Below are 26,362 nucleotides of genomic sequence, written 5' to 3' on the forward strand. Positions count from 1 at the left end.
GTTTAGGTAAGGGGTAAGAGGTAAGAGCTTATTTTGTGAGGGCAAAGGAATAATAGGGAATGATAATTTTACTAAAAAAATTAAGTAATCTTCATCAATTCTATCATCAATCTCATAATACAGTAAGACTTATTGATTTTCTATAATTTTTTATTAGGGTATTTTTTATGGATAATCTTTCTCATTACGTAAGTTTTTAAGTCCTTTGATTTCTAAAAATTCAGAATCTCTGGCTTCTTTCAAATTATCATTTTTATTAGTCCTATGAGTGCTACGCAACAAAAAACAAGCTTTCCTTGCTCTTGTTATACCTACATAGTGCAAGTTTAAGTCTTGTTCCCAATTAATATATTCAGGATTATTAAAATCACCATTGGGATTGGGAACTTTACTAGGAATTTCCCATTCATTCATATTTAGATGGAAAACGACATCAAACTCTAGCCCCTTGGATTTGTGCAAAGTCATTAATTGAATCTCATCTATTGCAATTGGTTTATATGAATTAATCAATTGTTCATCAACAATTATTTCTTGGAGTTTTTTTAAAGATTCTCTTTTTCCTACTTTTGGTAATAAGACATCTGCAATTATTTGAAAATACATTGGCAATTTATCAGTTTCTTTTTCGGATAATAAACGAATTTTTTCCTTCTGTTCATTTAATAGTTTTTTCTGATGTTGAGATAATGTATCATATTCAATATACTCATCTAATACAGTCATAAAAGACATAGTTTTATCAAAAAAAAATCTTAATAAAAGGGTATAAAGTTGAGACCTTGGATTTAAATCCTGATCTAAAGAGGTTGTCTTAACCAATCTATGCTTCGTGTTAAGATTCTGATCTATCAACTCTTGTGTTCTACTATTTTTTGTAAGAATTCCTACTTCGTTATAATTTTTAACCTGAAAGTGATCACATATTTTTTCTATATTCTCATCTATATATTTTGCTATGTTTATTTCAGTTCCTCTTATTCTTCTAAGAAGGATACCCATTTCATTAGTCTCATATATATCACAATTAGGATTTAATAATTTCTCAGAATAATTTATAATAGAAAAGGAAGATCTAAAATTTTTAGTTAAAGAAAAAGTCTGAAAATCTTTATTCATTTCTAACTGTTTTAAATATTCACTACTTTTATTTGCAAAAGAAAAAATAGACTGCTTCTCATCTCCAACTGCAACCCCAATAATCCCCATTTCTACTAAAGAAAGAAATATTTTATGAATGTAAACATCTGCATCTTGATATTCATCAATAAAAATATATTTAAATCGTGCTTTTAAATAATTTTGACAAGATTTACAATGAAGTATTAAGTGAAGAGCTAACAACTCTAAACTTTCAATTAATATATATCCTTGATTAAACAGTTTAGATAATTGATTTATTTGTTTTTCTGTAATATCATTATAATTATTCTCAATCCAAGAATAATTTTGTTTATCTTCTACTTGTAGATTGCAAACTTTTATAATATCTAATTCTTTAGTAGTCTTCCCAAAAATATAACTACCATAAGGCAAAATTATTTCTGTAAGGCAAAAGTTATCAATTGTACCAAAAAAAGAATTTTTATGAAAAATTTCTTCTCCTAAAGAACGGTTTTTTAGATTAGCAGATGCTTTTCTTGTATAACTAATTGCTATAATCCCTTGATAAGAAAGAATTTTTTCATTTTTGAGTACTTTCCTTATTTTTTCTGATAGCACAAATGTTTTTCCACTTCCAGGAGAGGCAAGAACTACGACATTTCCTTCACTATCAATAATTTTTTTTTGATTATCAGTAGGTACCATAGTTTTTTTCTATATATTCTTTAGCTCTTTTCAAAGGAAGGGATATATCATCTCCTTCTAAAATAGATAAACTTTCTTTATGTTTCTTCAAAAAATCATACATATTAACAGCTTTCTGTTTTTTCATACTTTCAATAATTCTTTCCGGAGATTTTTCATTATAAAACTCTTCAAGCTTACTTTTTAATAGACTATTATAAAGATCTTCTTCTAAACCCTCTTTTGCAATAAAAATATCATATTTTTTAAGAATACGAATTAAAGTACTTGCGGCTTGCTTAATTTCATTTGGAATATTCTCTTTATCATTAAAATTATGAATACTATTCTTGTTTGTGCTTATCTCATCTAAATCTTTTTTTGTGTTTATTTCTTCTAAATCTCTAAAAGTATTTATTTTCTTATTAATAAAGCTCAATCCCCTTTCTACGCCTGCATATCTATATTCTTCTTTTTTAGGAATTTTTGAAATATCATTATCTGTTCTCAAAATCCAATTAATGTGAAGAGAATTAAGAATATCTATATATGTTTCAAAACCTACCCCTCCTACATCAAGAATAGATATATTTAGCCTATCTAATTCAATTTTTAGCTGTTTTGCTAATGTTTTATAAAATATAACCTCAGAGGTACCTTCAACAAGTAATACACAATCTGAAAAGAAAGTTTCAGCTGGAATGACACTCATTCTATATCCAAAATCTTCAAAAGCTTCTCCTATTATTTTAGAACAACCATCTGAAGCTATACAAGTACAATGTTCTTTATTTCTAAATAGACGAATAATATAATTAGGGCTAAATTCACTTACAATATAAGGAGAATGAGTAGTTAAAAGGACTTGTCCATTTAGTACCTTTCCTAAATAAGAAGCTAATTCTCGTTGTTGATGAGGATGAAGATAAGCCTCAGGCTCCTCAACACAAATTATTGATACTTCATTAGAAGTACTTGTATACTGATTTTGCAAAGCCCACAAAGAAAGATAAATCTGATTTATTCTACCTTCACCTCCAATAAAAAGTTTCTTTTCTCTATATTTTGAAGTAATTGAAACATTTGAAATTACTTTATCAACATTAGTAGATGCTGTATCAAACACTATTTGTTGTTCTGTATTATGTATGGATAATTTATTTAATTCCTTATTCAAATGTTCTGTAGCATTTTTTACATATGACAACTGAGGAATTCTATTATCTACATCTTCTAGTTTTTCTTTAATTTCTTTATACAAATTATCATCCGTTACAATAACAGCTTCTGTTCTACTCTCTTTTGCTTGAAGTAATAACTCATTTTTGGTTTTATTGATATAATTCCAAAATTCCCTTTTACTTCCTATATATTTTAGGTTAAGATATTTTCGATAATAAGGACTATCAATTTCATCTAAATTTTGTTCATCTTTTCCACAATAAAATTGATAATCTACCTTCCCATTTTCTATTTTTGCTGTATATTGTAAAACAAGTTCACCTTCATCACTTATTTTTCCCTTCATTCTAGCTAAAACACAATCTTCTACAACATCAGAAAGATACGCTTTAATAATAATTTCATTAGTTTCTTTATATGCAAAGAAATCCGACTCTTTTAATTCATAATCGTAATCTGAAAAACTTCTATCAAGCAAGATTCTTAATGCTTGTATTAAGTTTGTTTTTCCTACATCATTTGCTCCTATTAATAAACAATGTTTCTCAAAATTTACAGTAACTTCTTTAAAATTTCTAAAGCCTTTAATATACATCTTTTTTATATACATATTTATTATCCTTAATTTTTATTCAATAGTATTATGGTATGAATTTTGACAAAACTCACTCGTATAATTACAATGATTTATCACGCTGCAAAGATAATTAGCTTTTATTACTCTTCCAAATATTTTATGTTAAAACTCATACTACCAAACTTTTCTTTACCTTTGCCTATCTAAATCGTTTTTCTATGGCTCAAAAATATTATGTTTTCAGTGGTTTGGGTGCTGATGAGGCTGTCCGAAAAGTTTTTCTTGAGGAGGCGTTTGCGGCACATACCCAGCTATCGCTGGCTTTCCTACATAACATACTCTAAAAGTGGTTGATTATCAGGTTTATAGACTTTGTCAAAGTTTTGGGACTTTGACAAAGTTTATGATGCAAAAGCGATTTTTAGACTTTTCGGACAACCTCATTCGGCGATGCTGAAGTAGAACATTATCCTTTTAGATATATCAAAAACGCACAGCAAGTGGTAGGTGGCGGACACTCAATGGTGCTCTCTTTGTGCAAAATATAAAAACTTTTCCTTATATTTGCGCGATTTTATGAAAAAACGTCTTTTACATACCTTTCATTTCCTAAAACAAAAAGTCCGCAAGCACCCTATCAAAACAGCAATACTGTTATGCTGCCTTGTCTGGTATGCTTTCTGTCTGCCTCGTCAGCTCTTCCCACAACCTTATGCTACGGTGTTGGAAAGCAGCGAGGGTAAATTACTTGGGGCTAAGATTGCAAACGACGGACAATGGCGCTTCCCCGAAGTAGACAGTGTGCCCTACCGCTTTAAAATGTCGGTATTGCAGTTCGAAGATGCTCATTTTTATTACCATTGGGGGGTAAATCCCATATCGGTAGTCAAGGCTCTCTATCGCAATGTGAGCAGTGGTAAAGTACAGCGTGGCGGTAGTACGCTCACCCAGCAGGTGATACGCATTGCTCGTGAGCACCAACAGCGCACTTATTTCGAGAAACTCATCGAAATGATATGGGCTACCCGCTTGGAGTTCCGTTATTCTAAGGAGAGCATCCTCAAACTCTACGCTTCTCACGCACCCTTTGGTGGCAATGTTGTGGGACTCGATATGGCAGCCTGGCGTTACTTTGGTGTCGCTCCTCATCAGCTTTCGTGGGCACAATCGGCTACGCTGGCAGTCCTTCCTAATGCTCCCAGCCTTATCTTTCCTGGTAAAAACCAAGAACGTCTCTTGCAGAAACGCAATGCGTTGCTTTACAAACTCTTACTCAAAAATATCATCGATAAGGAAACTTATGATTTGGCACTTCTCGAACCTCTTCCTGCTGAACCTCACCCTATTCCACAACTTGCGCCTCACCTGCTTATTTTTGCTTCCAAAACCCAAGAAGGCGAGCGCATTAGCTCTACGGTGTCGTTAAACTTGCAAGAGAAAGTAAACAGCCTTGTAGCAGGGTATTACACCCACTACTCGCAATCCGAAATCTATAATATGGCAGCTTTGGTGGTAGAAGTGAAAACACGAAAAGTGCTCGCCTACGTAGGCAATACCCCTACCGATACCGACCATCAAAAAGATGTGGATATCGTGCACGCACCTCGCAGTACAGGCAGTGTGCTCAAACCTTTTCTCTATGCAGCAATGTTGCACGAGGGAGAACTCCTCCCCACCCAGTTAGTACCCGATGTTCCTACTCAAATAGGAGGTTATTCACCTCAGAATTTTAGCAATAGTTTTGAAGGTGCTGTCTCTGCCGATATGGCTTTAGCCAAATCGCTAAACATTCCGTTTGTATGGCTCTTAAAGCAGTTTACTACCTATCGTTTCTACGATGTGTTACAACACTTGCAACTGAAAAACATCAACCGCCACCCCGACCATTATGGTCTTTCCATTATCCTCGGAGGTGCCGAGAGCAATCTGTGGGATTTGGCACAGGCGTATACCAATCTGGCTTCGGAAACGGATGTCTTTGCGCGCACTCAGCACTATCGTACTAAGGAATTTCAGCACTTGCGTTATACCGATACTGCCCCCTTAGATTTCGGAAAAAACACTCGCGAACTACCTACACTCAGGGCGGGAGCGCTCTACAAGATGTTTAGTGCAATGAAGGAAGTGAACCGCCCTACCGATGATATAGCGTGGCGCTACTACGAGTCGTCGCGCAAGATAGCGTGGAAAACGGGTACCAGCTTTGGCAATAAAGATGCGTGGGCAATTGGTGCTACACCTCAGTATGTGGTGGCTGTGTGGGTAGGCAATGCCACAGGCGAAGGACGTCCCACCCTCACAGGGGCTACCTATGCCGCTCCGGTAATGTTCAGTATCTTCAACGCCCTCCCTCCTACTTCGTGGTTTTCAGAACCCTTAGACGACCTGCGCGAGGTATCCGTCTGTGCCAATTCTGGTTTCCTTGCCAAACCCGAATGTCCTAAGCAAACAGTACTCAGCAATCTCGCTCCTAAGGAAGTGGGGCAATGTCCTTATCATAAGCTCGTACACCTCGACCGTGATGAGCAGTACCAAGTAAACACCTCGTGCGAATCTCCACAAAACATTGTAAACAAAGCGTGGTTCGTGTTACCTCCCGTAATGGAATGGTATTACAAACAGCAACACATTCACTACAAGCCACTTCCCCCCCTACGTCCCGATTGCACACAAGGCAATCTGCAAAGGGGCTTGGATTTCATTTACCCCAAACACCAAAGCGTTCTCTACACCACTAAAACTTTTGGAGGCGAGCAACAACCCTTTACAGCGAAGGCTGCCAATCGCGAAGGCAAGGTTTTTTGGTATTTAGACGATGCTTTTCTCGGCACCACCGAAACCTTTCACGAAATGAATGTTTTTGCTTCCAAAGGCGACCACACACTGAGGATTATCAACGAAAAAGGGGAGGAAAGAGTAATTAGTGTGATGTGTAGGTAGCCACTAAAACCTTGCTAATTAACTAATTATTTGTACTTTTGTCCTTTCAAAATAAAAATTATGAACAGACTCTCATATTTTATTACTTTCATTGTAGTTTTAACCTTCACCTCTTGTGATGCATGGCGAGAAAAACAAAAGAAAGAAAGCATCAGGCGTGCTACCGAAGAGTGCGCTCAGAAAACGCATATCAATGGATTTGCAATATACTTTCACGACTATACTAAAGACACTTTGCTCCCCATTGAGATTAAAATTAAGCATTATCGCAACGGTAATACAGAAACTATTCGTGACACCGTTCCTACTCAAAAAAATTATCAAACCTATAGAGATTATTATTTAGAACACTCTATTGCATTAGAAGATACTGTATGGGTGAGTACTCCTAAGCAAAAAACTAAGAAAATCTATGGTTTTGAATATCAAGTATTCGCTTGTTATACAATGTTCAGCGCTCAGTATTGTTGTGGTTTCAGAGCAATGACTACAGAAGGAGACGAAAATAAACATAATGTTGTACATTTTTATTACAACAAGTAAAATATCATTAGCTATATAAACAAATATGTACGATTCTTTAAAAAATCATTTTCGGCAAGCTCTTCCTTTTACTGAGGAAGAACTCAGCGCGGTAGACCATTTTTTTGAAGAGCGCATCTTTGCTAAAAAAACAATGCTTTTAGAAGCTCCTCAACCTTGCAAACACCTATTTTTCATAGAGAAAGGCTGTGTGCGCCATTTTCACACCAAAGATGATGGAACGGAGAAGACCTGTGATATTTCACTTGAAAATCAATGGACAACTGCTTTTATGAGTTTTAATAACGGTACCCCTTCCAATCTGTCGTTGCAAGCCTTAGACGAGACCACCGTTTATTGTATCAGTAAAGAACAACTCTTTGCCCTTTATGCTCTGCACCACAACTTTGAGACTTTCGGCAGGTTGATGGCAGAACAAATCTTGCAGCGCGCCACCGATACCGCTATGTATCTTGCTGCCGATAAACCCGAAGAGCGCTTTCAGCATCTGTTGCACTCACGCCCTGAACTCTTTCAGCGAGTACCACAGAAGTACATTGCCAATCTACTAGGTATCAGCCCTGAAAGTTTAAGCCGATTGCAAAAACGTATACACACAAAAAAATCTTAACTTAAGTCAACGAGTGAGGAGCTCATTGCGCCGTACTTTTGCCCCAAATTTAAAAAAGAACGCGTAATGAAAACACTTAATGATTATCAAATCGCCTTAGACGATGTAATGGAATTCATCGACAACGACCTTTTGCAAGCCAAACTTCCTGAAGTAGAAACTGATTACAAGGAAAACCCTTCCCTTCTGAACAAAGTGCGCCTAGGAATTATCTATCACGAAGTAGCCCTAAATTTAGGCTTTTTTAGCAAGCAGTACAAAGGCTATGCGCAAAAGAGTCTCACTATTTTATCAGAATGCAAAGCCAATCCCGAAACACCTGAGGCATTACAACCTTTTATCCTTTCTTACAAGGCTTCGGCAATGGCTTTGGTAGCTGGCGAAACTTTCAAGCTCTCACTTATCGGCAAGAGTTTTAAGCTTTTTGAAACGGCTATTAAAAAATACGGAGAGGTGCACTATCTTCCTGAATTTATGCGCGGTAGCGTAGCCGAGAACTTACCTTGGTTTTATTTCAGCAAGCGTGCTTTAGCTAAAATTGACTTTGAAAATATTATCCGAAAAGAAGCCCAAAACCCCGAGTACGCTTCGTGGAAGATAATGAGTTTTGTGTATTGGGCTTGGGCAAAGCAACACCCTCAGCGCAAATACCGCGTGCAAGCCATAGCCTATCTACAAAAAGCTATAGAGCTTGACCCTCACTATTTAGCAGGGCGCAAACGCTCGGAAGAGCTACTTTCTCAATTCACAATTGACAATTAAGAATGAACAATCACACACTTTGCCAAAGTTAATTGCCCGTCGTGTTACGACTGCCTATGCAGCTCGCACCTTTGGCAAAGTTTTTTACTTCTACCCCGTAAAATCTTGCTAATTTTCTAATTATTTGTACTTTTGCAAATCGACAAATTAGCAAATTAAACTAATGATTACACAATTACAAGGAAAACTCGTAGAAAAGAACCCTACTCACGTAGTGATTGATTGCCACGGAGTAGGTTATTTTGTAAATATCAGCTTAAATACCTATTCAGCGCTACCCGAAGGCGAAGCCATTAAACTATACACCTATTTGCAAATAAAAGAAGACGCCCACACGCTCTATGGCTTCCTCTCCAAAGCCGAACGTGAAGTGTTTGTATTACTCCTTTCAGTATCGGGAGTAGGTGCTAGCACTGCCCGCACTATGCTCTCATCGCTCACTGCTGCCCACGTGCGCAGTGCAATTATCAACGGCGATGTGGCTACTATTCAAGCCGTAAAAGGCATAGGTGCTAAAACAGCCCAACGCGTAGTACTTGACCTAAAAGATAAAATGCTCAAACTACAGGACTTTGAAGAGGTTTCTATCAGCACTCTAAACACTAACAAAGAAGAAGCTCTTGCCGCCTTAGAAGTATTAGGTTTTGTACGCAAACAAGCTGAAAAAGTAGTCGATATCATTATCAAATCAAGTAGCGAAGAGCTTTCAGTAGAAGAAATCATCAAGCAAGCCCTCAAACGCTTGTAAAAAAAATCATCATTCGTAATTTGTCATTTGTAATTATTTTCGTATCTTTGCCCGCTAATTGATTGATAGAATGAAATATCTCTTATATATACTCTTGGCTTTCACTGCTGTAAGTTGTGGTATCTACAACTTCACAGGAGGAAGTACAGGCGATGCTAAAACCTTTCAAGTGAACTTCTTCCGTAACGATGCTCCTTTAGTAGAACCTGGGCTCGACCGTGATTTTACCATAGCCCTACAAGATTTGATTAACAACCAAACCAACCTCAGCCTTACCGACCGCAATGGCGACCTTGTGTACGAAGGCGAAATTGTAGAGTTCAATATTACCCCTATGACAGCTACCTCAGGACAAACTGCCGCCCAAAACCGTCTTACTATCAGCGTAAACGTACGCTTCACCAATCACAAAGAAGATAAAAAAGACTTTGAAAAACGCTTTTCTTTTTACTACGATTATCCCGCTGCAAGTCAGTTGAGTTCAGTAAAAGGAGAGGCTATTCCACAGATATTCGAGCGTATCACCCAAGATATTTTCAATGCCTCACTCGCCGATTGGTAAATCAACAAATCGGCATATTGATAAATCGACAAATTAGCACATTGACTGTAAAGGAATTCATAGAGATTATTAGACATCCCTACACTATCAACGATGATCAAGTATATGAACTCGACGAAATAGTGAAGGAATATCCTTATTTTCAAGCAGCAAGGGTGTTACAACTCAAAATATTGCATTCTGAAGGAAATTACAAATACAACAAAGCTCTAAAACTCGCTGCTGTACACGTAACCGACCGCTCAGTATTGTTTGATTTTATCAACTCTAAAACTATTATTCCTGATTTTTCAGCATTGCGCCGTGATTTTGAGCGCATTCGCAAAGCTCGTGAACGCAAAGAAGCTGAAGAAGCTGAAAATACCCCACCTAAAGTAAGTTATATTGACCACGAACCGCGATCCTACCGCCCCGACTTACCCAATAAATCAATTTTTGAAGAACCTATCTTCCCTGAAGATTTGGTAAATCACCAAGAATTAGCCGATGTTTTTATCGCTAAAGAACCTGAAGAAAAACCAAAAACCGATGCTGACAACATCTCTCAATGGTTAGAAAACATCTCTGAAGAGCATAATGAAGTCGCCTACAAAGACGATAAAGTAGCCGAGAAATTTAAACTCATCGATAAGTTCTTAGAAAGTAATCCCAAGATTGAAGCCTCAAGAGATTATGTATCCAACGTAAATTTAGCCGATGAAGTAAAGTCAGACCCTAAACAATTAATGACCGAAACATTGGCGCAAGTATATGTAAATCAGCGCAAATTCAAACAAGCTATTCAGGCTTATGAAATATTAATTTTGAAAAATCCAAAAAAAAGTGCTTACTTTGCAGCCCAAATAGAAAATATTAAAAAATTACAGCAAAATAATTTATAAGAAAAATGACAACATTTAACATCTTTTTAGTGCTCATCGTGATAGTATGTTTACTACTCGCTTTGGTTATTATGGTACAAAACCCTAAAGGAGGCGGACTCTCTTCTACTTTTGGAGGTAACACCCAAGTAGTAGGAGGCGTAAAGAAAACAGGCGACTTCCTCGAACGCAGTACTTGGACTTTTGCTACTGCTTTAGCTGTGCTTATCCTTATTGCCAACACCTTAATAGCCAACAATAATAATGGTGTGACTGGCGACTCTAAATTATTAGATGGCAGCACCCCCGCTGCTCCAGTAAACCAACTCAATCAGCAAGCACCCGCTAACAACAACGGTACTCAACAAGTGCCTGCTACTCCTGCCACATCTTCTAATACAGGAAACTAAACTGACAAAAAGTCAGTTATTTCAGATTGGCACACTTTCTGAAATATCCTCTTCGATTTTTTATAAAGGGAATTAAAATACTAAACAAAAGGTTGAAAACAGAACTTTGACAAGGTTTTTAAAACTTTGTCAAAGTTTTCTAACACCTAACTTCTTATCCCTAACTTTCTAAGTAAACAAATAATTAAAAACTAAACAATAATGGCAAAATTGAATATCAAACCTTTAGCTGATAGAGTAGTGATTGAGCCCGCAGTGGCCGAAACTACTACTGCATCAGGTATTATCATCCCTGATACTGCAAAAGAAAAACCTCAAAAAGGTACCGTTGTAGCCGTAGGTGCAGGTACTAAAGACAACCCTGTTACCCTAAAAGTAGGTGATACTGTACTCTATGGCAAATATGCTGGTACTGAACTCAAATTAGGAGGTAAAGACTACCTCATTATGCGTGAAAACGACGTATTAGCAGTTATCTAATCTTAAACATTAAAAATTAAAAAAAAATGGCAAAAGACATTAAATTTGATATAGACGCTCGCGAAGGTCTTAAACGCGGCGTTGATGCATTAGCTAATGCAGTAAAAGTAACCTTAGGTCCTAAAGGACGTAACGTAATTATTAGCAAATCATTCGGTTCTCCTCAAGTAACTAAAGATGGGGTGAGCGTTGCTAAAGAAATTGAATTAGAAGACGCTCTCGAAAATATGGGCGCTCAAATGGTAAAAGAAGTAGCTTCTAAAACTAACGACCTCGCTGGTGATGGTACTACTACCGCTACTGTTTTGGCTCAAGCCATCGTAAAAGAAGGACTCAAAAACGTAGCTTCTGGCGCTAACCCAATGGATTTGAAACGCGGTATCGACAAAGCTGTTGTAAAAATCGTAGAACACTTGGCTAAACAAGCTAAAGAAGTAGGTTCTTCTTCTGAAAAAATTAGACAAGTAGCTTCTATCTCAGCTAACAACGATGATACTATTGGAGAACTTATCGCTCAAGCATTCGAGAAAGTTGGTAAAGAAGGGGTTATCACCGTAGAAGAAGCTAAAGGTACTGATACTTACGTAGACGTAGTAGAAGGTATGCAGTTTGATCGCGGTTACCTCTCTCCTTACTTCGTTACCGATTCTGAAAAGATGGTAGCTGAACTCGATCGCCCTTACATCTTGTTGTACGACAAGAAAATCTCCACTATGAAGGACTTGCTTCCTGTATTAGAGCCTGTAGCACAATCTGGTAAACCACTTTTGATTATCGCTGAAGATATCGATGGGGAAGCTTTGGCTACCTTAGTAGTGAACAAATTGCGCGGTACTCTTCGCATCGCTGCTGTAAAAGCTCCTGGTTTTGGCGACCGTCGCAAAGCTATGCTCGAAGATATCGCTATCCTTACGGGTGGTACCGTAATCGCTGAAGAAAGAGGCTTTACTCTTGAAAATGCTACTATTGATATGCTCGGTACTGCCGAAAGAGTAAGTATCGACAAAGATAACACTACCATTGTAAATGGAGCTGGTAAATCTGAAGATATCAAAGCACGCGCAGCCCAAATCAAAGCTCAAATCGAAAATACTACTTCCGATTACGATCGTGAAAAACTACAAGAACGTTTGGCTAAACTCTCTGGTGGAGTAGCTGTATTATATATAGGTGCTGCTTCAGAAGTAGAAATGAAAGAGAAAAAAGACCGCGTAGACGATGCACTTCACGCTACTCGTGCAGCCGTTGAAGAAGGTATCGTAGCAGGTGGTGGTATTGCCCTTCTCCGTGCTAAAAACGCTTTAGCAAAACTTAAACCTGCTAACGCCGATGAAGAAACTGGTATTAAAATCATCCTCAAAGCATTGGAAGCTCCTTTGCGCACTATCGTAGAAAACGCTGGTGTTGAAGGTTCTGTAATCGTAGCTCGCGTACTCGATGCTTCAAGAGATGCTTACGGATACAATGCCAAAACAGGTACTTATACCGATATGTTCAAAGCTGGTATCATCGACCCTAAAAAGGTAACTCGTGTTGCCCTTGAAAACGCTGCTTCAGTAGCTGGTATGATTCTCACTACCGAATGCGCTTTAGTTGATATCAAAGACGATAAAGCAATGGCTATGCCTCCAATGGGCGGCGGAATGCCAGGAATGATGTAATTATAAATTCATAGCATTATTATCATATTTTATTAACACGAAAATCGGGGAGAGTTTCTTGTGAAACTCTCCCCGATTTTATAATTCATATCAAATGATTAAATACTTTGATAAGCTCTGTGTCCAAATCTCACTCCAAAGAAGAAATTCAAATCTTTAGCTGATTTAGTAAGATTACTCAATATAGTGTTAGAACCTATTACAAAAGGGCCTAAACGCAAAGCGAGACCGATATTTGTTTTTGAAATTTGGTTATACGAAAGAGGTAAATAAGCTCCTAAGTACTCTGTTTCTACACGTGGTGTAAGCGAAACTTCATTAGCATAAGCCGCTGTATAAGCATTGCTTTTATTAGTGAGATTGAAACGGGTAGCTAAATTCACAAAGAAAGGTTGCGCTATACGGTAATCTACACTCAAGTTCAAAGAAGTAGGTAAAGATACTTTTATCTTCTCGGTAACTGCAGCGTTATCTCCAAAAGTACTTTTTAGTTTTTCTTCTGATAAGTCATCCATTGTGAGGCTAGCTACACCAGAAGCTGGCATACGATAACGTTGTGAATCTTTAGTAGGTGTATATTGCAATCTTCCAATATCCATTATAGAAACCCCTACTCTCAAATCGTGAGAATTGTTATGACAACGAGGACATCCATCCTTTTTATACTCATAAGTAGCCCCTAAATCAAATCCTACAGTAGACGCTTTAGACTTAAAATACAAATCGCTCGCATTGATATTATCAGTATCTACTAAACTTGTTCCTCCATTAAGTATTTCTACTACCCCATTGTGAGACTGAATATTAAGTATGGTACTTTTAGTAGATCTATCCACTGTAAGTGAAGCCGTAGCCCCTTCAAAGTTTCTAAAACCTGCATACACATTACCTGAGCCTTGTATTATTTTTAAACTTGCTCCTGCTTTGATAGCATTATGCCCATCAAAATAGAGCTCACCTGCCCAAGAAAATCCTATTTCTGAAAAAATATGCGCTGCTATTTCTTGGTTGTTCAAATTTAACTGATAAGACTGATCCAAGTCTAATTTTTCAGCATCAGTAAAGATTGACTGCAACAGTTTAGCATCAAAGTTTCTCACGTTACCTAATGCACGTACACGAGAAAAAACTCCCACAGTGTGTTGGTCGTTGATTTTCACATAAAGTGAAGGCCCCATCACATCTACATTTACTTTAGCATCAATACGCTCTCTAAGCAAAGGATTATTTGCATCATTACGTGTAAAGTCATTAAAACTTTTAGTAATGTCGGTATCCATTTTGATAGCATTATTCGCCAAACCAAAATTTACCAAAAACAAACTAGCATCCCAAGGGCGCTTACTGCTAATCATATAAGCAGGATTTGCTGTGGTTTGTATCACTCCAGAGTAATAACTCTCTCTAAGCCCTGCAAACGATTGCTGAGCTTCCATCGCTATTGTCGTTAAAAACAAAGCTGATAAAATTACTTTTTTCATTGTATAAAAAGAACATTAAAATTTGTGCGCAAATGTACAACTTTTTATCAAATAAAAAATAAAAAATGTAATTCATTTTGCTCTCTTAATATTTTTATCTACTTTTGTCGCCATAAACATTTTAATTCTAAAAAAGATGAATACACTTAAAACACTATCAACAATAGCTTTTTCATTATTAGTTTTTGGAATAGCTACTGCTCAGGACGAAGGACTTGTGCCTGCCAGCGCCTTGCCTGCCAACGCACAAACTTTTGTAAATCAATATTTTTCTGCTAACGATATCGTTTCGGTATGGCAAGATACTGAAAAAGGTAAAGTAGAAGAATATACTGTACTTTTTGCCGACGGCACTGAAGTAGAATTTCACGCTGATGGCAACTGGAAAGAAGTAAAAGCCCGTAACGGACAAGTATCACCTAAAATCGTTCCTGTTAAAATAGCTAAATACGTACACAAAAAGTTCCCTAAAGCAATGATTAAAGAAATCAAAAAAGGGCGTACCAAATACGAAATCGACCTTACTAACAACGTAGAACTTCTCTTTAACTTAAATGGTAATTTCTTAAAAATTGACGACTAAATATGAAATACTTTTTATTACTCATCGTTGCTACACTTACTTTTAGTGCAGCCTCTGCTCAAAACAAAAAAATAACTTTTAACGATCTTCCGTCTGAAGCTATCAACTATATAGATAATCGCTCCTTAGCTAATGATATTACTTCAGTATGGAAAAATACCAATGACAACATATACACTGTTATTTTTAATGAAGGAACTGAAATCGAGTTTAATAACAACGGCGAATGGAAAGAAGCTAAAATAAACAATGAAAAATTTTCAGTATTCTTAGTTCCTGAAAAAGTATTAGGGTATATACAAGCTAATTACCCTCTTGAGTCTGTCAGAAAAGTATTGCGTAATCTCGATAAAAAAGGGTACAAAACTGAACTTTCTAATAAAAAAGAACTTAATTTTGACGAAAATTTCAATTTTGTTAAAGCAAGATAATTTCTCTATTGATTGTTCAATCCCTATTGACTTTCTTAAAACTAAACAGTTAAACTCTTAAAAAATAGACAACTCAAATGAAACATTTTTTATTACTCATCGCTGCTACACTTAGCTTTAGCGCTGCATCTGCTCAAGACTCTAAAGTAACTTTTAACGACCTTCCTGCCGATGCTATCAACTTCGTGCGTGAACATTTTCTGGTAGACCATATCGCTTCTGTTTGGAAAGATACTGATTACAACGACGAGGAGTACACTGTTATCTTCCGCGACGGACTTGAAATAGAGTTCAATGGCAACGGCGATTGGAAAGAACTCAAAGCGCGTCACGGCAAAGTACCTGATCACGTAGTACCCGAAAAAATATTGGCTCACGTACGCGCCACCTTCCCTTTTGAATCTATCAAAGAAGTATCCCGCAATCTCACCAAAAAGAGATACGAAGCCGAACTTACTGACGATCAAGAACTCAAATTCGACGATAAATTCAATTTTATTGGAGTAAAATAATCTCCCATTAATTGTTAATTGAATGTATGACCTAATCATTATCGGTGGAGGAGCCGCAGGCTTCTTCACCGCTATTAATACCGCCGAAAACCGTCCTGATTTTAAAATCGCTATCCTCGAAAAAAGTAAAAATGTGCTCCACAAAGTGCAAATTTCGGGTGGGGGCCGTTGTAATCTCACCAATGCTATTTTTACCCCTCAAGAACTCGTAAAAAACTATCCGCGAGGCAGTAAGGAACTCCTCAGTCCGTTTCACCGCTTTATGTGCGGCGATACTATGGAATGGTTTGAAGCACACGGTGTTTCTCTCAAAACAGAACCAGACGGTCGTGTATTTCCCGCTTCTAATTCTTCAGAAAGCGTTGTAAACTGCTTTCTCAACGCAATCAAAAAACACCACATTCAAGTCTTCACTCAACAGAACGTACAAGCCCTTTCCCCTACTTCCGAAAGTTGGGAAATCACTACATCTAACTCAACCTATAAGGCTCGTAATTTGGTAATTAGCACGGGCAGCAACCCTAAAATATGGCAACTGTTAGCTTCTTTAGGGCATACAATTATCCCCCCTGTTCCCTCACTTTTCACTTTTAACACTTCTACTCAATGGGCAAAAGAGCTCTCAGGAATTGCAGTAAATGCTACAGTACACTTGTTTAGCCAAGGAGGTAAATCGCTCAAAATCACCGAAACCGCTCCACTGCTCTTCACACACAATGGTTTTAGTGGCCCTGCGGTGTTGCGCGCCTCAGCTTGGGGAGCTCGCATATTAGCAGAATGTAACTACCAATGCCTGATGGAAGTGAACTTCACTGCTCACAACAGCGAGACACTTACTTACGACGAAACGCTTCTCTTTTTACAAGATTGCAAACAACAAAACGGACGCAAAACGATGCAAAATTTCACATTGTTTGAACTCCCTAAACGCTTGTGGAATTCCCTTTTAGATAGCGCTGGTATTGCTCCTACACAACTATGGGCAGAGCTCAACAAATCGCAACTGCGCCATCTTGCCGAAATACTTACCCAATGCCGTTTTCCTATAGAAGGTAAAGCTACTTTCAAAGAAGAATTTGTAACGGCTGGAGGGGTAAAACTCTCCGAAATCAACTTCAAAACCTATGAGAGCAAGCTGCACCCTCATCTTTACTTAGCTGGCGAAGTACTCGATATCGATGCTATTACAGGAGGCTTCAACTTTCAAAACGCTTGGACGGGAGGCTATATCATCGCTGAAAATTTTGTAGTAAAAAACAGTAAATAGACTCAAAATCATCTTTGTATCACAAACTTTATCAAAGTTTAAAGACTTTTGCAAAGTAAAATTAACTTATAATCAATTCTCAACACAAAAAAATAATCTCTAATTCTTGCTTCAATTCAAAAAAATATCCTTAACTTTGCCATCGTAATTAATATATAATAAAATAGCAAATTATGGGACTTAAATTTTTAGATGATATAAAAGCAGGCATTCGCAGTGCTTCCCTTAAAAAGGATATCATTTGCTACTACATCAACAATGGCGACAACACTCTTGCCGACCTTGGTAAAGAATTAGATCTCAGCGTGCCCACCGTTACCAAAATGGTAGGTGAACTCATTGACGACGGCATCGTAATGGATTTTGGTAAAATAGAAACCTCTGGAGGTCGTCGCCCCAATATCTATGGGCTCAACCAAAGCTCTGGCTACTTCATCGGGATAGATATATGCCATTCTCACGTAAATATAGGTGTCACCGACTTCAAAGGTGAACTCATCAGTGAAGAACTCTCTATTCCTTTCACCGAATCTCAGCCTCAAGAACGATTTCAAAGACTCTGTGAAATCATCAATCAATTTATTCACAAATCAAAAGTACCCAAACACAAAATCCTCAGTATGGGTATCAATATCTCCGGACGTGTAAACACCCTCACGGGGCATAGTTATAGCAGTTTCTATTTCGATGAACGCCCTCTTACCGAAATGTTTGAGAATGAACTGAATATCAATGTTTCTATCGACAATGATTCTCGTGCAATGACTTACGGTGAATATATCAAAGGATGTGTAAACGGCGAGAAAAACATCTTGTATGTAAACGTTAGTTGGGGCTTAGGGCTCGGCATTATCGTAGGCGGACAGCTATACTATGGAAAGTCAGGATTTTCAGGAGAGTTTGGACATATTCCAGCCTTTGGCAACGAAATACTCTGCCATTGTGGTAAAAAAGGTTGTTTAGAAACAGAAGCTTCTGGCTTAGCCTTACACCGCAAGTTCTTGGAAAAACTGCACAGCGGACACTCCTCTTTGCTTACTCAAAAAAACGGATACGACCCCAAAGCACCCGTAAGTTTGAACGACATCATAGAGGTTGCCCTACAAGAAGATATGCTCGCCATTGAGCTGATTGAAGAAATAGGAAACTCTTTAGGCAAACATATTGCGGGGCTCATCAACCTTTTCAACCCCGAATTGGTTGTTATTGGAGGAACACTCGCCTACGCCGGCGACTACCTAATGCTACCCTTGCGAAGTGCCATTAGAAAATATTCATTAAACTTAGTAAGTAAAGATTCCACTATTAAAGTATCTAAATTGGGTGAAAAAGCAGGACTTTTAGGCGCCAGCCTCCTCGCCCGAAGTAAATTCATCGGATTGATATGAAAGACGAACGATTAGTAGCTTTCGAGCGACTCCTCAACATAATGGACGACCTACGCGCTAAATGTCCGTGGGACAAAAAGCAAACAATGCAGAGTTTGCGCCATCTCACTATTGAGGAAACTTACGAATTAGGCGATGCTATCCTTAGCAACGACCTCCAAGAAGTAAAAAAAGAATTAGGCGACTTGCTCTTGCATATCGTTTTCTATGCCAAAATAGGCAGTGAAACCAACAGTTTCAATATCGCCGATGTAGCCAATGGCGTATGCGAAAAACTCATTGAGCGACACCCCCACATTTACGGCGATGTGCAGGTAAACAACGAGGAAGATGTAAAGCGCAATTGGGAAAAAATAAAACTCAAAGAGGGCAACAAAAGCGTTTTGGGTGGTGTACCCAAGAGTCTGCCTGCCTTAGTGAAAGCCACTCGCATACAAGATAAAGCTGCTGGTGTAGGTTTTGATTGGGACAATATCGACGATGTTTTTGCAAAAATAAAAGAAGAAATAGATGAGCTACACGCCGAAGTAAAAGCTCAAAAGCAAAGCAATATAGAAAGTGAGTTTGGCGATGTGCTGTTTAGTCTTATCAACTATGCCCGTTTTTTAAAGGTAAACCCCGAAGATGCCTTAGAGCGCACCAATCGCAAGTTTATTGCACGCTTTCAGTACTTAGAAGAAAAAGCTACGGCACAAGGCAAATCGCTCAAAGATATGACCTTGCAAGAAATGGAGACCTATTGGCAAGAAGCTAAAAACCTATAAAACAACAAAACTATGACCACAGATTTAGACACCTTAGACAAAGAGTTCAAAGCCAATATTCATCCCCGTGTATTTTGGGACTGCCGCTTTGAAGATCTTAGCTTAAAAAAAAACAAGTACTTTATGATTGCTCGCACCCTAATGCGTGGCACTGATAAGGAAATACATTTCATCGAAAGTCTTTTTTCTCTAGATGATATTCTAAAAGCAGTAGAACGCTCTCCTGAAGTTGATGCTGTATGTAGAAATTATTACAGATATATTTATAATTATGTTACTAAAAGACAGCAAAGCCATAGAAGAGCCTCAAAAAAAACTGCTTAGAAAACTGATGGAGTTAGAACTTCTCTCTGATTATTGTTTAGTGGGAGGTACTAATTTAGCTTTTCGATATGAGCATCGTATTTCAGTTGACCTAGACATCTTTAGATACAACAAAAATTCAAGTAAAGATGCTAATACTGCTCTTTTTGGAGAGATTAAAAATATCTTTGGAGATAGTGTTTATTTAAATAGTATTGAGGCGTCAAAGTATTTTCATACATTTGCACTCTGAAAATTAATGTATTATGGAATTATTCAAAGGACAAAGCCTCTTAGAGTTTACTGAACGCTTTAAAACAGACTTAGTAATAATGGGAAGAATTTTCCTACATTACATAAGGTAATACATCAAGTAAAGTCTCGGATACGAGGTATATATTCTTGGGTATCAGAATTTAACATAGACCGATATTTAGCGGAATACAGTTTTAGAATTAATCGCTCACAAAGCAAAGAGACTATCTTTAACAGTTTAATAAAAAGAATACTTGAAAGAAAACCTATTTTCCAACCTCTGTTAATATGCCATTAACTTGACACCTCAATAAGAATTTATGGGATCAAATTATGAGATCTTGTGAAGAGGGGAATTTTGAAATAGATGAGTATTCATATAAAATTGAATAGAATATGATTGTTTTACAATATACTGTACTGATAAGTTGCCTTGCAGGGTATGCGATAACATTCGACACAAAAATCCCTAAGAAGACATTTATGTTTATGAATATATTTACATTAATAGTTTGTGTAATATCAATAGCTGAAACGTATTATATAGAATGTAATACTGAGAATGAAACTACAATCCCCTTTTTGCTTATTTTTGCTGTAATTGTTCCTTGCATAATTACATTGATAACATTTCTATCTTTATCAATATATTTATCAAGCATTACAAAAGAGAAAAAATATTTGTTGAAAAGTATTCTTATATGTTTAGCTTTTGTAGTATTATTAATTTATACACCAGAACTACTAATTTTATTATTCAATTTATAAGTTGGTAGTTGAACCTGCTCTTTCAAAATAATTGAAATAAATAATATCTATTTTCAAAAATATTTTATTGAGGTGTTAAAATAATTTCATTATTTGTACTCTGAAAATTAATGTATTATGGAATTATTTAAGGGACAAAGCCTCTTAGAGTTTACTGAACGCTTTAAAACAGACTTAGTAATAATGGGAAGAATTTTCCTACATTACATAAGATAATACATCAAGTAACGTTTCCCTAAGTCAATTAGTATGTAGCTAAATAGATACCTCAAAAATTTTAAAAGAAAACAGATGTTACCATATACAAATAAAACAAGATTAGTCCCTATAGTAATATTATTACTATTATTTGCTTGCAAGAATCACAATACCCAAGAAAATAACTATATTGAAAATGATATAGATACCATTGAGGAAGCAGATTATGTACAAGAAATAACCGATGTGAGGATTACAAGGGAAATAAAGGATAAGAATTATGTTATCTTTGTGGAACCAACCTTATTTTACCTTGATAGCCTAAAGAATGTGTCAAAAGATGATGATTTCTATACAACGGTAGACGATGCTACTTTTTATATGACAATGGCAAGCGATCTTGCATTAGAAAAAAGAATAGATACAATAAACATAAAAATAGGCGAAATCCTAAAAATAGGGGAAAAAATAATTCAGGTATCCAAAGACAATCCTTGGACATTGATTTTATACAAACAGGGCGGAAAGACAAAAGAGTTATATCCTATAGAAATACAAATAGATGATAAAATTATTGACATTTTTTTCAATGAATAAGTCCGTATATCCTAACACAAATAAAACTTATTGGAGAGAAATAGGTGTCAGATTTTGTGCAAAGACGTTTCTGGCTTGGAACTGCTTATGAAAATGATTATAAAAAGAGAAAAGAAGAAAAAAGAGAAGTTAATTTTAAAATATTCAGATGGTAAAGATTTATTATTTTATTTCAGCGTGTTTATTGTTGTTTTCTTGTAACAATTGCAATACCCAAGTATCATCTTTCGATGATAGTACAGCTACTATTTCCTCTATCAAAAGAGATACCATAGTAGAAAAAGATACAATTGCACCAATTCAAGTGCCTAAAGAAGAAACTGATGAAGCTACAAAAATGATTTTGGAATTTTATGATAAGTACATCAGGCAACAAGATAAAATACTGTGCTCTGATTCATATGAAGAAGAAAAAAAATGTGAAGATGAATTAATAAGAATTAAGAAAAACTATTTATCAAATAAATTGATAAAAAAAATAAAACCTACTGAAGATAGAGATATGGATTTTATTCTAAATGCCCAAGATATTTACATAGAATGGTTAGACTCTATTAAGGTAAAGAAGATAAATTCAAAAAGATATAATGTGTATCTTTTTGACTTTTATGAAAACAGATATGATGATAGCATACAATTAAAAGTAGCTAAGAAGAAGGACAGGTACATCATTGATGATATTATATTTTAAAATATTCAGATGGTAAAAATTTATTATTTTATTTCAGCGTGTTTATTGTTATTTTCTTGTAACAATTGCAATACCCAAATATCATCTTCTGATGATATTAGAGATACTATTTCCTCTATCAAAAGAGATACAATAGTAAATAAGGATACAATTGCACCAATTCAAGCTCCTAAAGAAGAAACTGATGAAGCTACAAAAATGATTTTAGAATTTTATGATAAGTACATCAGACAGCAAGATAAAATGCCTTGTGGGGAGTTTTGCGAAGAAGAATTAAGGGAAATAGAAAGGGAGTTTCTATCAAGTAAATTAATACGGAAAGTAAATTCAGATGAATTAAGTTCAGATCCTATTGTAAAAGCCCAAGATACCAACCTAAAATGGTTAGACTCTCTTAAAGTAAAGAAGATAAATTCAAAAAGATATAATGTTTATATTTTTGATTTCTTTTTAAATAGATATGATAGCGTACAATTAAAAGTAGCTAAGAAGAAGGATAAGTATATTATTGATGATATTATTTTTTAAAATATTCAGATGGTAAAAATTTATTATTTTATTTCAGCGTGTTTATTGTTGTTTTCTTGCAACAATAGCAACACCCAAGTGTCATCTTTTGATGATACTACAGATACTATTTCCTCTATCAAAAGAGATACAATAGTAAATAAGGATACAATTGCACCAATTCAAGTGCCTAAAGAAGAAACTGATGAAGCTACAAAAATGATTTTAGAATTTTATGACAAGTATATCAGGCTGCAAGATAAAATGCTTTGTCATGATTGTCAAGAAGAATTGATAAGAATTAAGAAAAGATATTTATCAAATAAATTGATAAAAAAAATAAAACCTACTGAAGATAGAGATATGGATTTTATTGTAGATGCCCAAGATGTTTTCATAGAATGGTTGGACTCTATTAAGGTAAAGAAGATAAATTCAAAAAGATATAATGTGTATCTTTTTAACTTTTATGATAACAGATATGATAGCATACAATTAAAAGTTGCTAAAAAGAAAGACAGGTACATCATTGATGATATTATATTTTAAAATATTCAGATGGTAAAAATTTATTATTTTATTTCAGCGTGTTTATTGTTATTTTCTTGTAACAATTGCAATACCCAAGTATCATCTTCTGATGATATTAGAGATACTATTTCCTCTATCAAAAGAGATACCATAGTAGAAAAAGATACAATTGCACCAATTCAAGTGCCTAAAGAAGAAACTGATGAAGCTACATTAATATCTAATGCACAAGAACATTGTGATTTTGACAGTTTTATTAAGGAAGAGATTGGCTATTTAAATGGCGGTTTTGGTAGCAAAGGAAGACTTGATTTAAGGAACATTAATATAAGTTCAATGCTCTCTAAACCATCTTTTCCTTATGGGGTTATTCCTTATATTGGGTTTATTGATATAAAGATTAAAAGAAGATTAGAGATTAATTTTCTAAAAATAGAAAAATCAACAACAAATGATAGTCTTTATATAGCAAAAGGGAAAACAAAAGTTGGTAAAAATGTAAGATTGTTTGAAGGAGATATAAAAATCAAACATATATATTTTTTTGCAGAGCATTCTACAGGATTAGATGATGATATGGTGGGGAAAATAAAATCACAAGGAATTATTATTGCTGATTATTACTTTAGAGAAGATAAGAAATTATCAGCTACTGGTGTTTTTGAAGGAAAGGTTTTATTAAGATGGTATATTAACAATAAAGGAGTGTTTTTATATGATGATATTGATGAATATTCAGATGACTATAGAAATAACCAATTTGTAGGGACTTGGACAAGTTATAAGACAGGAGTTAAAAAAGTAGCTAATTGGGGTGTTTGTCGTATCCCTTGCTCAGGAGACTTAGATTGGGGTGCAGCTGAATTTTCTCCTGCTCCTGAATATAGAAAATATGGTTGGGAAGACTATAAACCTTAAATAAAAAACCCTTTACCTTTGCAAAACAAACAAACAAGATAGAACAATGAACAACCTACTCACCCATTATCCTGTAAATTGGATAGACGGAATGAAGCTAAGCAGCAGGACACACTCTTATTATACTAGGCACGAGCTACAAGCTTGCGCCAGCAGAGGGTGTGAGCCACACGGGCGATTATGGGACTTGTAGGACGGGTGCGACAAGTGGGACAAATGGGGCGAATAGGACGGGGAGAGAATTTTGAATTGTGAATTGGACACAAGCTACAAGCTTGCGCCAGCGGGGGGATTTTTGGGCTATTTTTTCTCTGATAAAGTAGCCGACCATATAGATGAAAATTAGTTGACTATGAAAATATTTACTTTTTTAAGAACTTTATTTAAATCCCCTTACCAGTATGAATTACGTTTTTTTTTACCTGAAAAGATAAGAACACAACTAAATATAGTATCTATTAAAAATTTAACTACTTTTTTCCAAGAAAAAGAAATTCCTTTCGATTGGGTTGGTTTTAATGAAGTTACTCCATATCTTTATGATACCTGTGTGAAATTCAAAGAAGAAAGTTGTTTAAATACTTTTAAAATTAGATTTGAAAAATTTAAGGATAAAGAGCCTCTTGCCCCTTGGGAAGTATTTCCTGACACTACTGAATATGGATATGGACCTTTTTGGCAGTTAGGTGGGTATCCTGAAAGTTATATAGAACTATGGTATAAATTTTATAGCTCTATTAGTGAAGAAGAAAAGAAATCATATCTATTAAGACATTACTGTCCAGAGAAATGGAATTGGTATTTTGATTTTGAAAATAGAAAAAAATCTTAGATTGCTGAGCGTTGGCTCTCAGGCAATGTTGTTGAAAAGGAAAACGCCCTTGTTGCCTTTCTTGAAAACCACCCCAACCACCCTGAGCAGGCGGAAACGCTTGCCTCTCTGCAAGCCCTGCGTGAGGTAACCCCACAGCCTATCGCCTTTGAAGAACTCGACTTTAACCTCGGCGAGCGTTGGTTTTCCAAAGAGATTTACAGCCGTTTTGCCTCGCATCTCTTTCAGACTGATGTTACTATCCACTACAACAAAGCCAGCTTTGGATTTGATAAGAGTGGAAAGAAATCAACTGGAGAGATTACCAGAACCTATTTTATTGATGAAAAAGGCAATGAAATCAAAAAAATAAGCGTAGGTGATACCATACGCGTATGTATTGACTCCAAAGGTGAAATAGCTGATTTTCTGCAATATACTATTTATGAAAAAGACAAGTATATTATTGATGATATTATTTTTTAAAATATTCAGATGGTAAAGATTTATTATTTTATTTCAGCGTGCTTATTGTTATTTTCTTGTAACAATAACAACACCCAAGTGTCATCTTTCGATGATAGTACAGCTACTATTTCCTCTATCAAAAGAGATACAATAGTAAATAAGGATACAATTGCACCAATTCAAGCTCCTAAAGAAGAAACTGATGAAGCTACATTAATATCTAATGCACAAGAACATTGTGATTTTGACAGTTTTATTAAAAATGAATTTCCCGCAAAAGAAAAAAATTTTATGGAGGGGAAACTAAATTTAAAAAACATCAATATAGGTTTTATTTTCTTTAAACCTATTCGTTATTTAGGTTTTATAGATTCAAAGATTAAAAGAAGAATGGATGTTAAATTTTTAAAAATATCTAAATCAGAAATAAATGATAGTATTTACTTAGCAAAAGGGAAAACTATAGTAGGAAAGAATACAAGACTTTTTGAAGGAAAAATTCAAATAAGACAAATTTATTTTTTTAAGTATATTTCTACTGGGGAAGAAGGAGAGATGGATGGAATAGTAAAATCACAAGGAATTATCATTGCAGATTATCATTTTAGAGAAGATGAGAAATTATCAGCTACTGGTGTTTTTGAAGGAAAGGTTTTATTAAGATGGTATGTTAATAATAAAGGTGTTTTTTCCTATGATACAATTAATAATTTCTCCGATGATTACAATAACAATCAATTTATAGGTACTTGGACAAGTTATAAAA

Annotated in this window: 27 protein-coding genes and 2 pseudogenes; 26 read left to right on the forward strand and 3 right to left on the reverse strand. The window is 35.7% G+C overall.

Going from position 1 to position 26,362, the window contains the following annotated elements; all coding sequences use genetic code 11:
* Window positions 1-165: 165 nt before the first annotated feature.
* Both CBG49_RS13290 and CBG49_RS13295 read right to left on the reverse strand, forming a co-directional pair.
* Window positions 166-1,809: a UvrD-helicase domain-containing protein gene (locus CBG49_RS13290; protein ID WP_088594848.1), complete on the reverse strand. Its 1,644-nt coding sequence runs from the start codon at window positions 1,807-1,809 to the stop codon at window positions 166-168.
* Entirely contained in the window at window positions 1,796-3,580 is a 1,785-nt protein-coding gene (locus tag CBG49_RS13295) for an ATP-dependent nuclease (RefSeq protein WP_088594849.1), read from the reverse strand. Before CBG49_RS13295 ends, CBG49_RS13290 begins: the two co-directional genes overlap by 14 nt.
* Before the next feature lie 543 nt (window positions 3,581-4,123).
* Between CBG49_RS13295 and pbpC the strand changes: the two genes are divergently transcribed.
* The 10 genes from pbpC (at window position 4,124) to groL (ending at window position 13,123) form a co-directional block, all read left to right on the forward strand.
* Window positions 4,124-6,487, forward strand: coding sequence for a penicillin-binding protein 1C (gene pbpC, locus CBG49_RS13300; RefSeq protein WP_088594850.1), 2,364 nt, complete (start codon window positions 4,124-4,126; stop codon window positions 6,485-6,487).
* A 60-nt stretch (window positions 6,488-6,547) separates the two neighbouring features.
* Window positions 6,548-7,030 (forward strand): hypothetical protein, encoded by a 483-nt coding sequence (locus tag CBG49_RS13305; RefSeq protein WP_088594851.1) that lies wholly within the window; start codon window positions 6,548-6,550, stop codon window positions 7,028-7,030.
* A 25-nt stretch (window positions 7,031-7,055) separates the two neighbouring features.
* Complete coding sequence (locus CBG49_RS13310; RefSeq protein WP_088594852.1) at window positions 7,056-7,640, forward strand: Crp/Fnr family transcriptional regulator; 585 nt, start codon at window positions 7,056-7,058, stop codon at window positions 7,638-7,640.
* 66 nt (window positions 7,641-7,706) lie between these two features.
* Window positions 7,707-8,402, forward strand: coding sequence for a hypothetical protein (locus CBG49_RS13315; protein WP_009419023.1), 696 nt, complete (start codon window positions 7,707-7,709; stop codon window positions 8,400-8,402).
* A gap of 163 nt (window positions 8,403-8,565) precedes the next feature.
* Entirely contained in the window at window positions 8,566-9,150 is a 585-nt protein-coding gene (gene ruvA / locus CBG49_RS13320; protein WP_088594853.1) for a Holliday junction branch migration protein RuvA, read from the forward strand.
* Window positions 9,151-9,220: 70 nt separating this feature from the next.
* Window positions 9,221-9,712 carry an LptE family protein gene (locus tag CBG49_RS13325; protein ID WP_088594854.1) on the forward strand — a complete coding sequence of 164 codons (492 nt, stop codon included), beginning with the start codon at window positions 9,221-9,223 and terminating at the stop codon, window positions 9,710-9,712.
* Between the two features lie 41 nt (window positions 9,713-9,753).
* Window positions 9,754-10,593, forward strand: a complete 840-nt coding sequence (locus CBG49_RS13330) for a hypothetical protein (RefSeq protein ID WP_088594855.1) — start codon at window positions 9,754-9,756, stop codon at window positions 10,591-10,593.
* A gap of 5 nt (window positions 10,594-10,598) precedes the next feature.
* Window positions 10,599-10,982, forward strand: a complete 384-nt coding sequence (gene secG, locus CBG49_RS13335) for a preprotein translocase subunit SecG (protein WP_088594856.1) — start codon at window positions 10,599-10,601, stop codon at window positions 10,980-10,982.
* Window positions 10,983-11,183: 201 nt separating this feature from the next.
* Window positions 11,184-11,462: a co-chaperone GroES gene (locus CBG49_RS13340; protein ID WP_088594857.1), complete on the forward strand. Its 279-nt coding sequence runs from the start codon at window positions 11,184-11,186 to the stop codon at window positions 11,460-11,462.
* A 26-nt stretch (window positions 11,463-11,488) separates the two neighbouring features.
* Entirely contained in the window at window positions 11,489-13,123 is a 1,635-nt protein-coding gene (gene groL / locus CBG49_RS13345) for a chaperonin GroEL (RefSeq protein WP_088594858.1), read from the forward strand.
* Window positions 13,124-13,221: 98 nt separating this feature from the next.
* Here groL and CBG49_RS13350 read toward each other — a convergent pair whose 3' ends face one another.
* On the reverse strand, window positions 13,222-14,604 hold the full coding sequence (locus CBG49_RS13350) for a DUF5723 family protein (RefSeq protein WP_088594859.1): 1,383 nt from the start codon (window positions 14,602-14,604) through the stop codon (window positions 13,222-13,224).
* 136 nt (window positions 14,605-14,740) lie between these two features.
* Here CBG49_RS13350 and CBG49_RS13355 point away from each other — a divergent pair, with 136 nt between their 5' ends.
* From CBG49_RS13355 to CBG49_RS16180, 16 genes and pseudogenes are all read left to right on the forward strand, one after another.
* On the forward strand, window positions 14,741-15,187 hold the full coding sequence (locus CBG49_RS13355) for a PepSY-like domain-containing protein (RefSeq protein ID WP_009750877.1): 447 nt from the start codon (window positions 14,741-14,743) through the stop codon (window positions 15,185-15,187).
* Window positions 15,188-15,189: 2 nt separating this feature from the next.
* Window positions 15,190-15,618 carry a PepSY-like domain-containing protein gene (locus CBG49_RS13360; protein WP_088594860.1) on the forward strand — a complete coding sequence of 143 codons (429 nt, stop codon included), beginning with the start codon at window positions 15,190-15,192 and terminating at the stop codon, window positions 15,616-15,618.
* A gap of 77 nt (window positions 15,619-15,695) precedes the next feature.
* A complete protein-coding gene (locus CBG49_RS13365) occupies window positions 15,696-16,130 on the forward strand; it encodes a PepSY-like domain-containing protein (protein ID WP_088594861.1) in 435 nt (144 codons plus the stop codon).
* Window positions 16,131-16,152: 22 nt separating this feature from the next.
* Window positions 16,153-17,397: a BaiN/RdsA family NAD(P)/FAD-dependent oxidoreductase gene (locus CBG49_RS13370; protein WP_088594862.1), complete on the forward strand. Its 1,245-nt coding sequence runs from the start codon at window positions 16,153-16,155 to the stop codon at window positions 17,395-17,397.
* Between the two features lie 173 nt (window positions 17,398-17,570).
* Window positions 17,571-18,785 (forward strand): ROK family transcriptional regulator, encoded by a 1,215-nt coding sequence (locus CBG49_RS13375; RefSeq protein WP_088594863.1) that lies wholly within the window; start codon window positions 17,571-17,573, stop codon window positions 18,783-18,785.
* Window positions 18,782-19,549 (forward strand): nucleoside triphosphate pyrophosphohydrolase, encoded by a 768-nt coding sequence (mazG, locus tag CBG49_RS13380; RefSeq protein ID WP_002680700.1) that lies wholly within the window; start codon window positions 18,782-18,784, stop codon window positions 19,547-19,549. The genes CBG49_RS13375 and mazG overlap by 4 nt, the downstream gene beginning before the upstream one ends.
* A 12-nt stretch (window positions 19,550-19,561) precedes the next feature.
* Window positions 19,562-19,873 carry a DUF6922 domain-containing protein gene (locus tag CBG49_RS13385; protein WP_088594864.1) on the forward strand — a complete coding sequence of 104 codons (312 nt, stop codon included), beginning with the start codon at window positions 19,562-19,564 and terminating at the stop codon, window positions 19,871-19,873.
* Between the two features lie 7 nt (window positions 19,874-19,880).
* On the forward strand, window positions 19,881-20,105 hold the full coding sequence (locus tag CBG49_RS13390) for a nucleotidyl transferase AbiEii/AbiGii toxin family protein (RefSeq protein WP_227002900.1): 225 nt from the start codon (window positions 19,881-19,883) through the stop codon (window positions 20,103-20,105).
* A 72-nt stretch (window positions 20,106-20,177) separates the two neighbouring features.
* A pseudogene (locus CBG49_RS15800) lies at window positions 20,178-20,405 on the forward strand (IS1595 family transposase); the annotation flags it as partial.
* 761 nt (window positions 20,406-21,166) lie between these two features.
* Complete coding sequence (locus CBG49_RS13400) at window positions 21,167-21,670, forward strand: hypothetical protein (RefSeq protein WP_088594865.1); 504 nt, start codon at window positions 21,167-21,169, stop codon at window positions 21,668-21,670.
* A 148-nt stretch (window positions 21,671-21,818) separates the two neighbouring features.
* Window positions 21,819-22,361: a YqhG/Tai3 family protein gene (locus tag CBG49_RS13405; RefSeq protein WP_088594866.1), complete on the forward strand. Its 543-nt coding sequence runs from the start codon at window positions 21,819-21,821 to the stop codon at window positions 22,359-22,361.
* Window positions 22,362-22,370: 9 nt separating this feature from the next.
* Window positions 22,371-22,889, forward strand: a complete 519-nt coding sequence (locus CBG49_RS13410; RefSeq protein WP_088594867.1) for a DUF3828 domain-containing protein — start codon at window positions 22,371-22,373, stop codon at window positions 22,887-22,889.
* Between the two features lie 9 nt (window positions 22,890-22,898).
* A complete protein-coding gene (locus CBG49_RS13415; protein WP_088594868.1) occupies window positions 22,899-23,417 on the forward strand; it encodes a YqhG/Tai3 family protein in 519 nt (172 codons plus the stop codon).
* 9 nt (window positions 23,418-23,426) lie between these two features.
* Window positions 23,427-24,317, forward strand: a complete 891-nt coding sequence (locus tag CBG49_RS16415; protein ID WP_088594869.1) for a hypothetical protein — start codon at window positions 23,427-23,429, stop codon at window positions 24,315-24,317.
* A 352-nt stretch (window positions 24,318-24,669) separates the two neighbouring features.
* Complete coding sequence (locus CBG49_RS13425) at window positions 24,670-25,149, forward strand: hypothetical protein (protein WP_088594870.1); 480 nt, start codon at window positions 24,670-24,672, stop codon at window positions 25,147-25,149.
* A gap of 474 nt (window positions 25,150-25,623) precedes the next feature.
* Window positions 25,624-25,809 (forward strand): annotated as a pseudogene (locus tag CBG49_RS16180) (DUF3828 domain-containing protein); the annotation flags it as partial.
* Window positions 25,810-26,362 lie beyond the last annotated feature (553 nt).

Origin of the sequence: Capnocytophaga endodontalis (assembly GCF_002209445.1) — a bacterium.
In the GTDB taxonomy this organism is placed as follows: Bacteria; Bacteroidota; Bacteroidia; order Flavobacteriales; family Flavobacteriaceae; genus Capnocytophaga; species Capnocytophaga periodontitidis.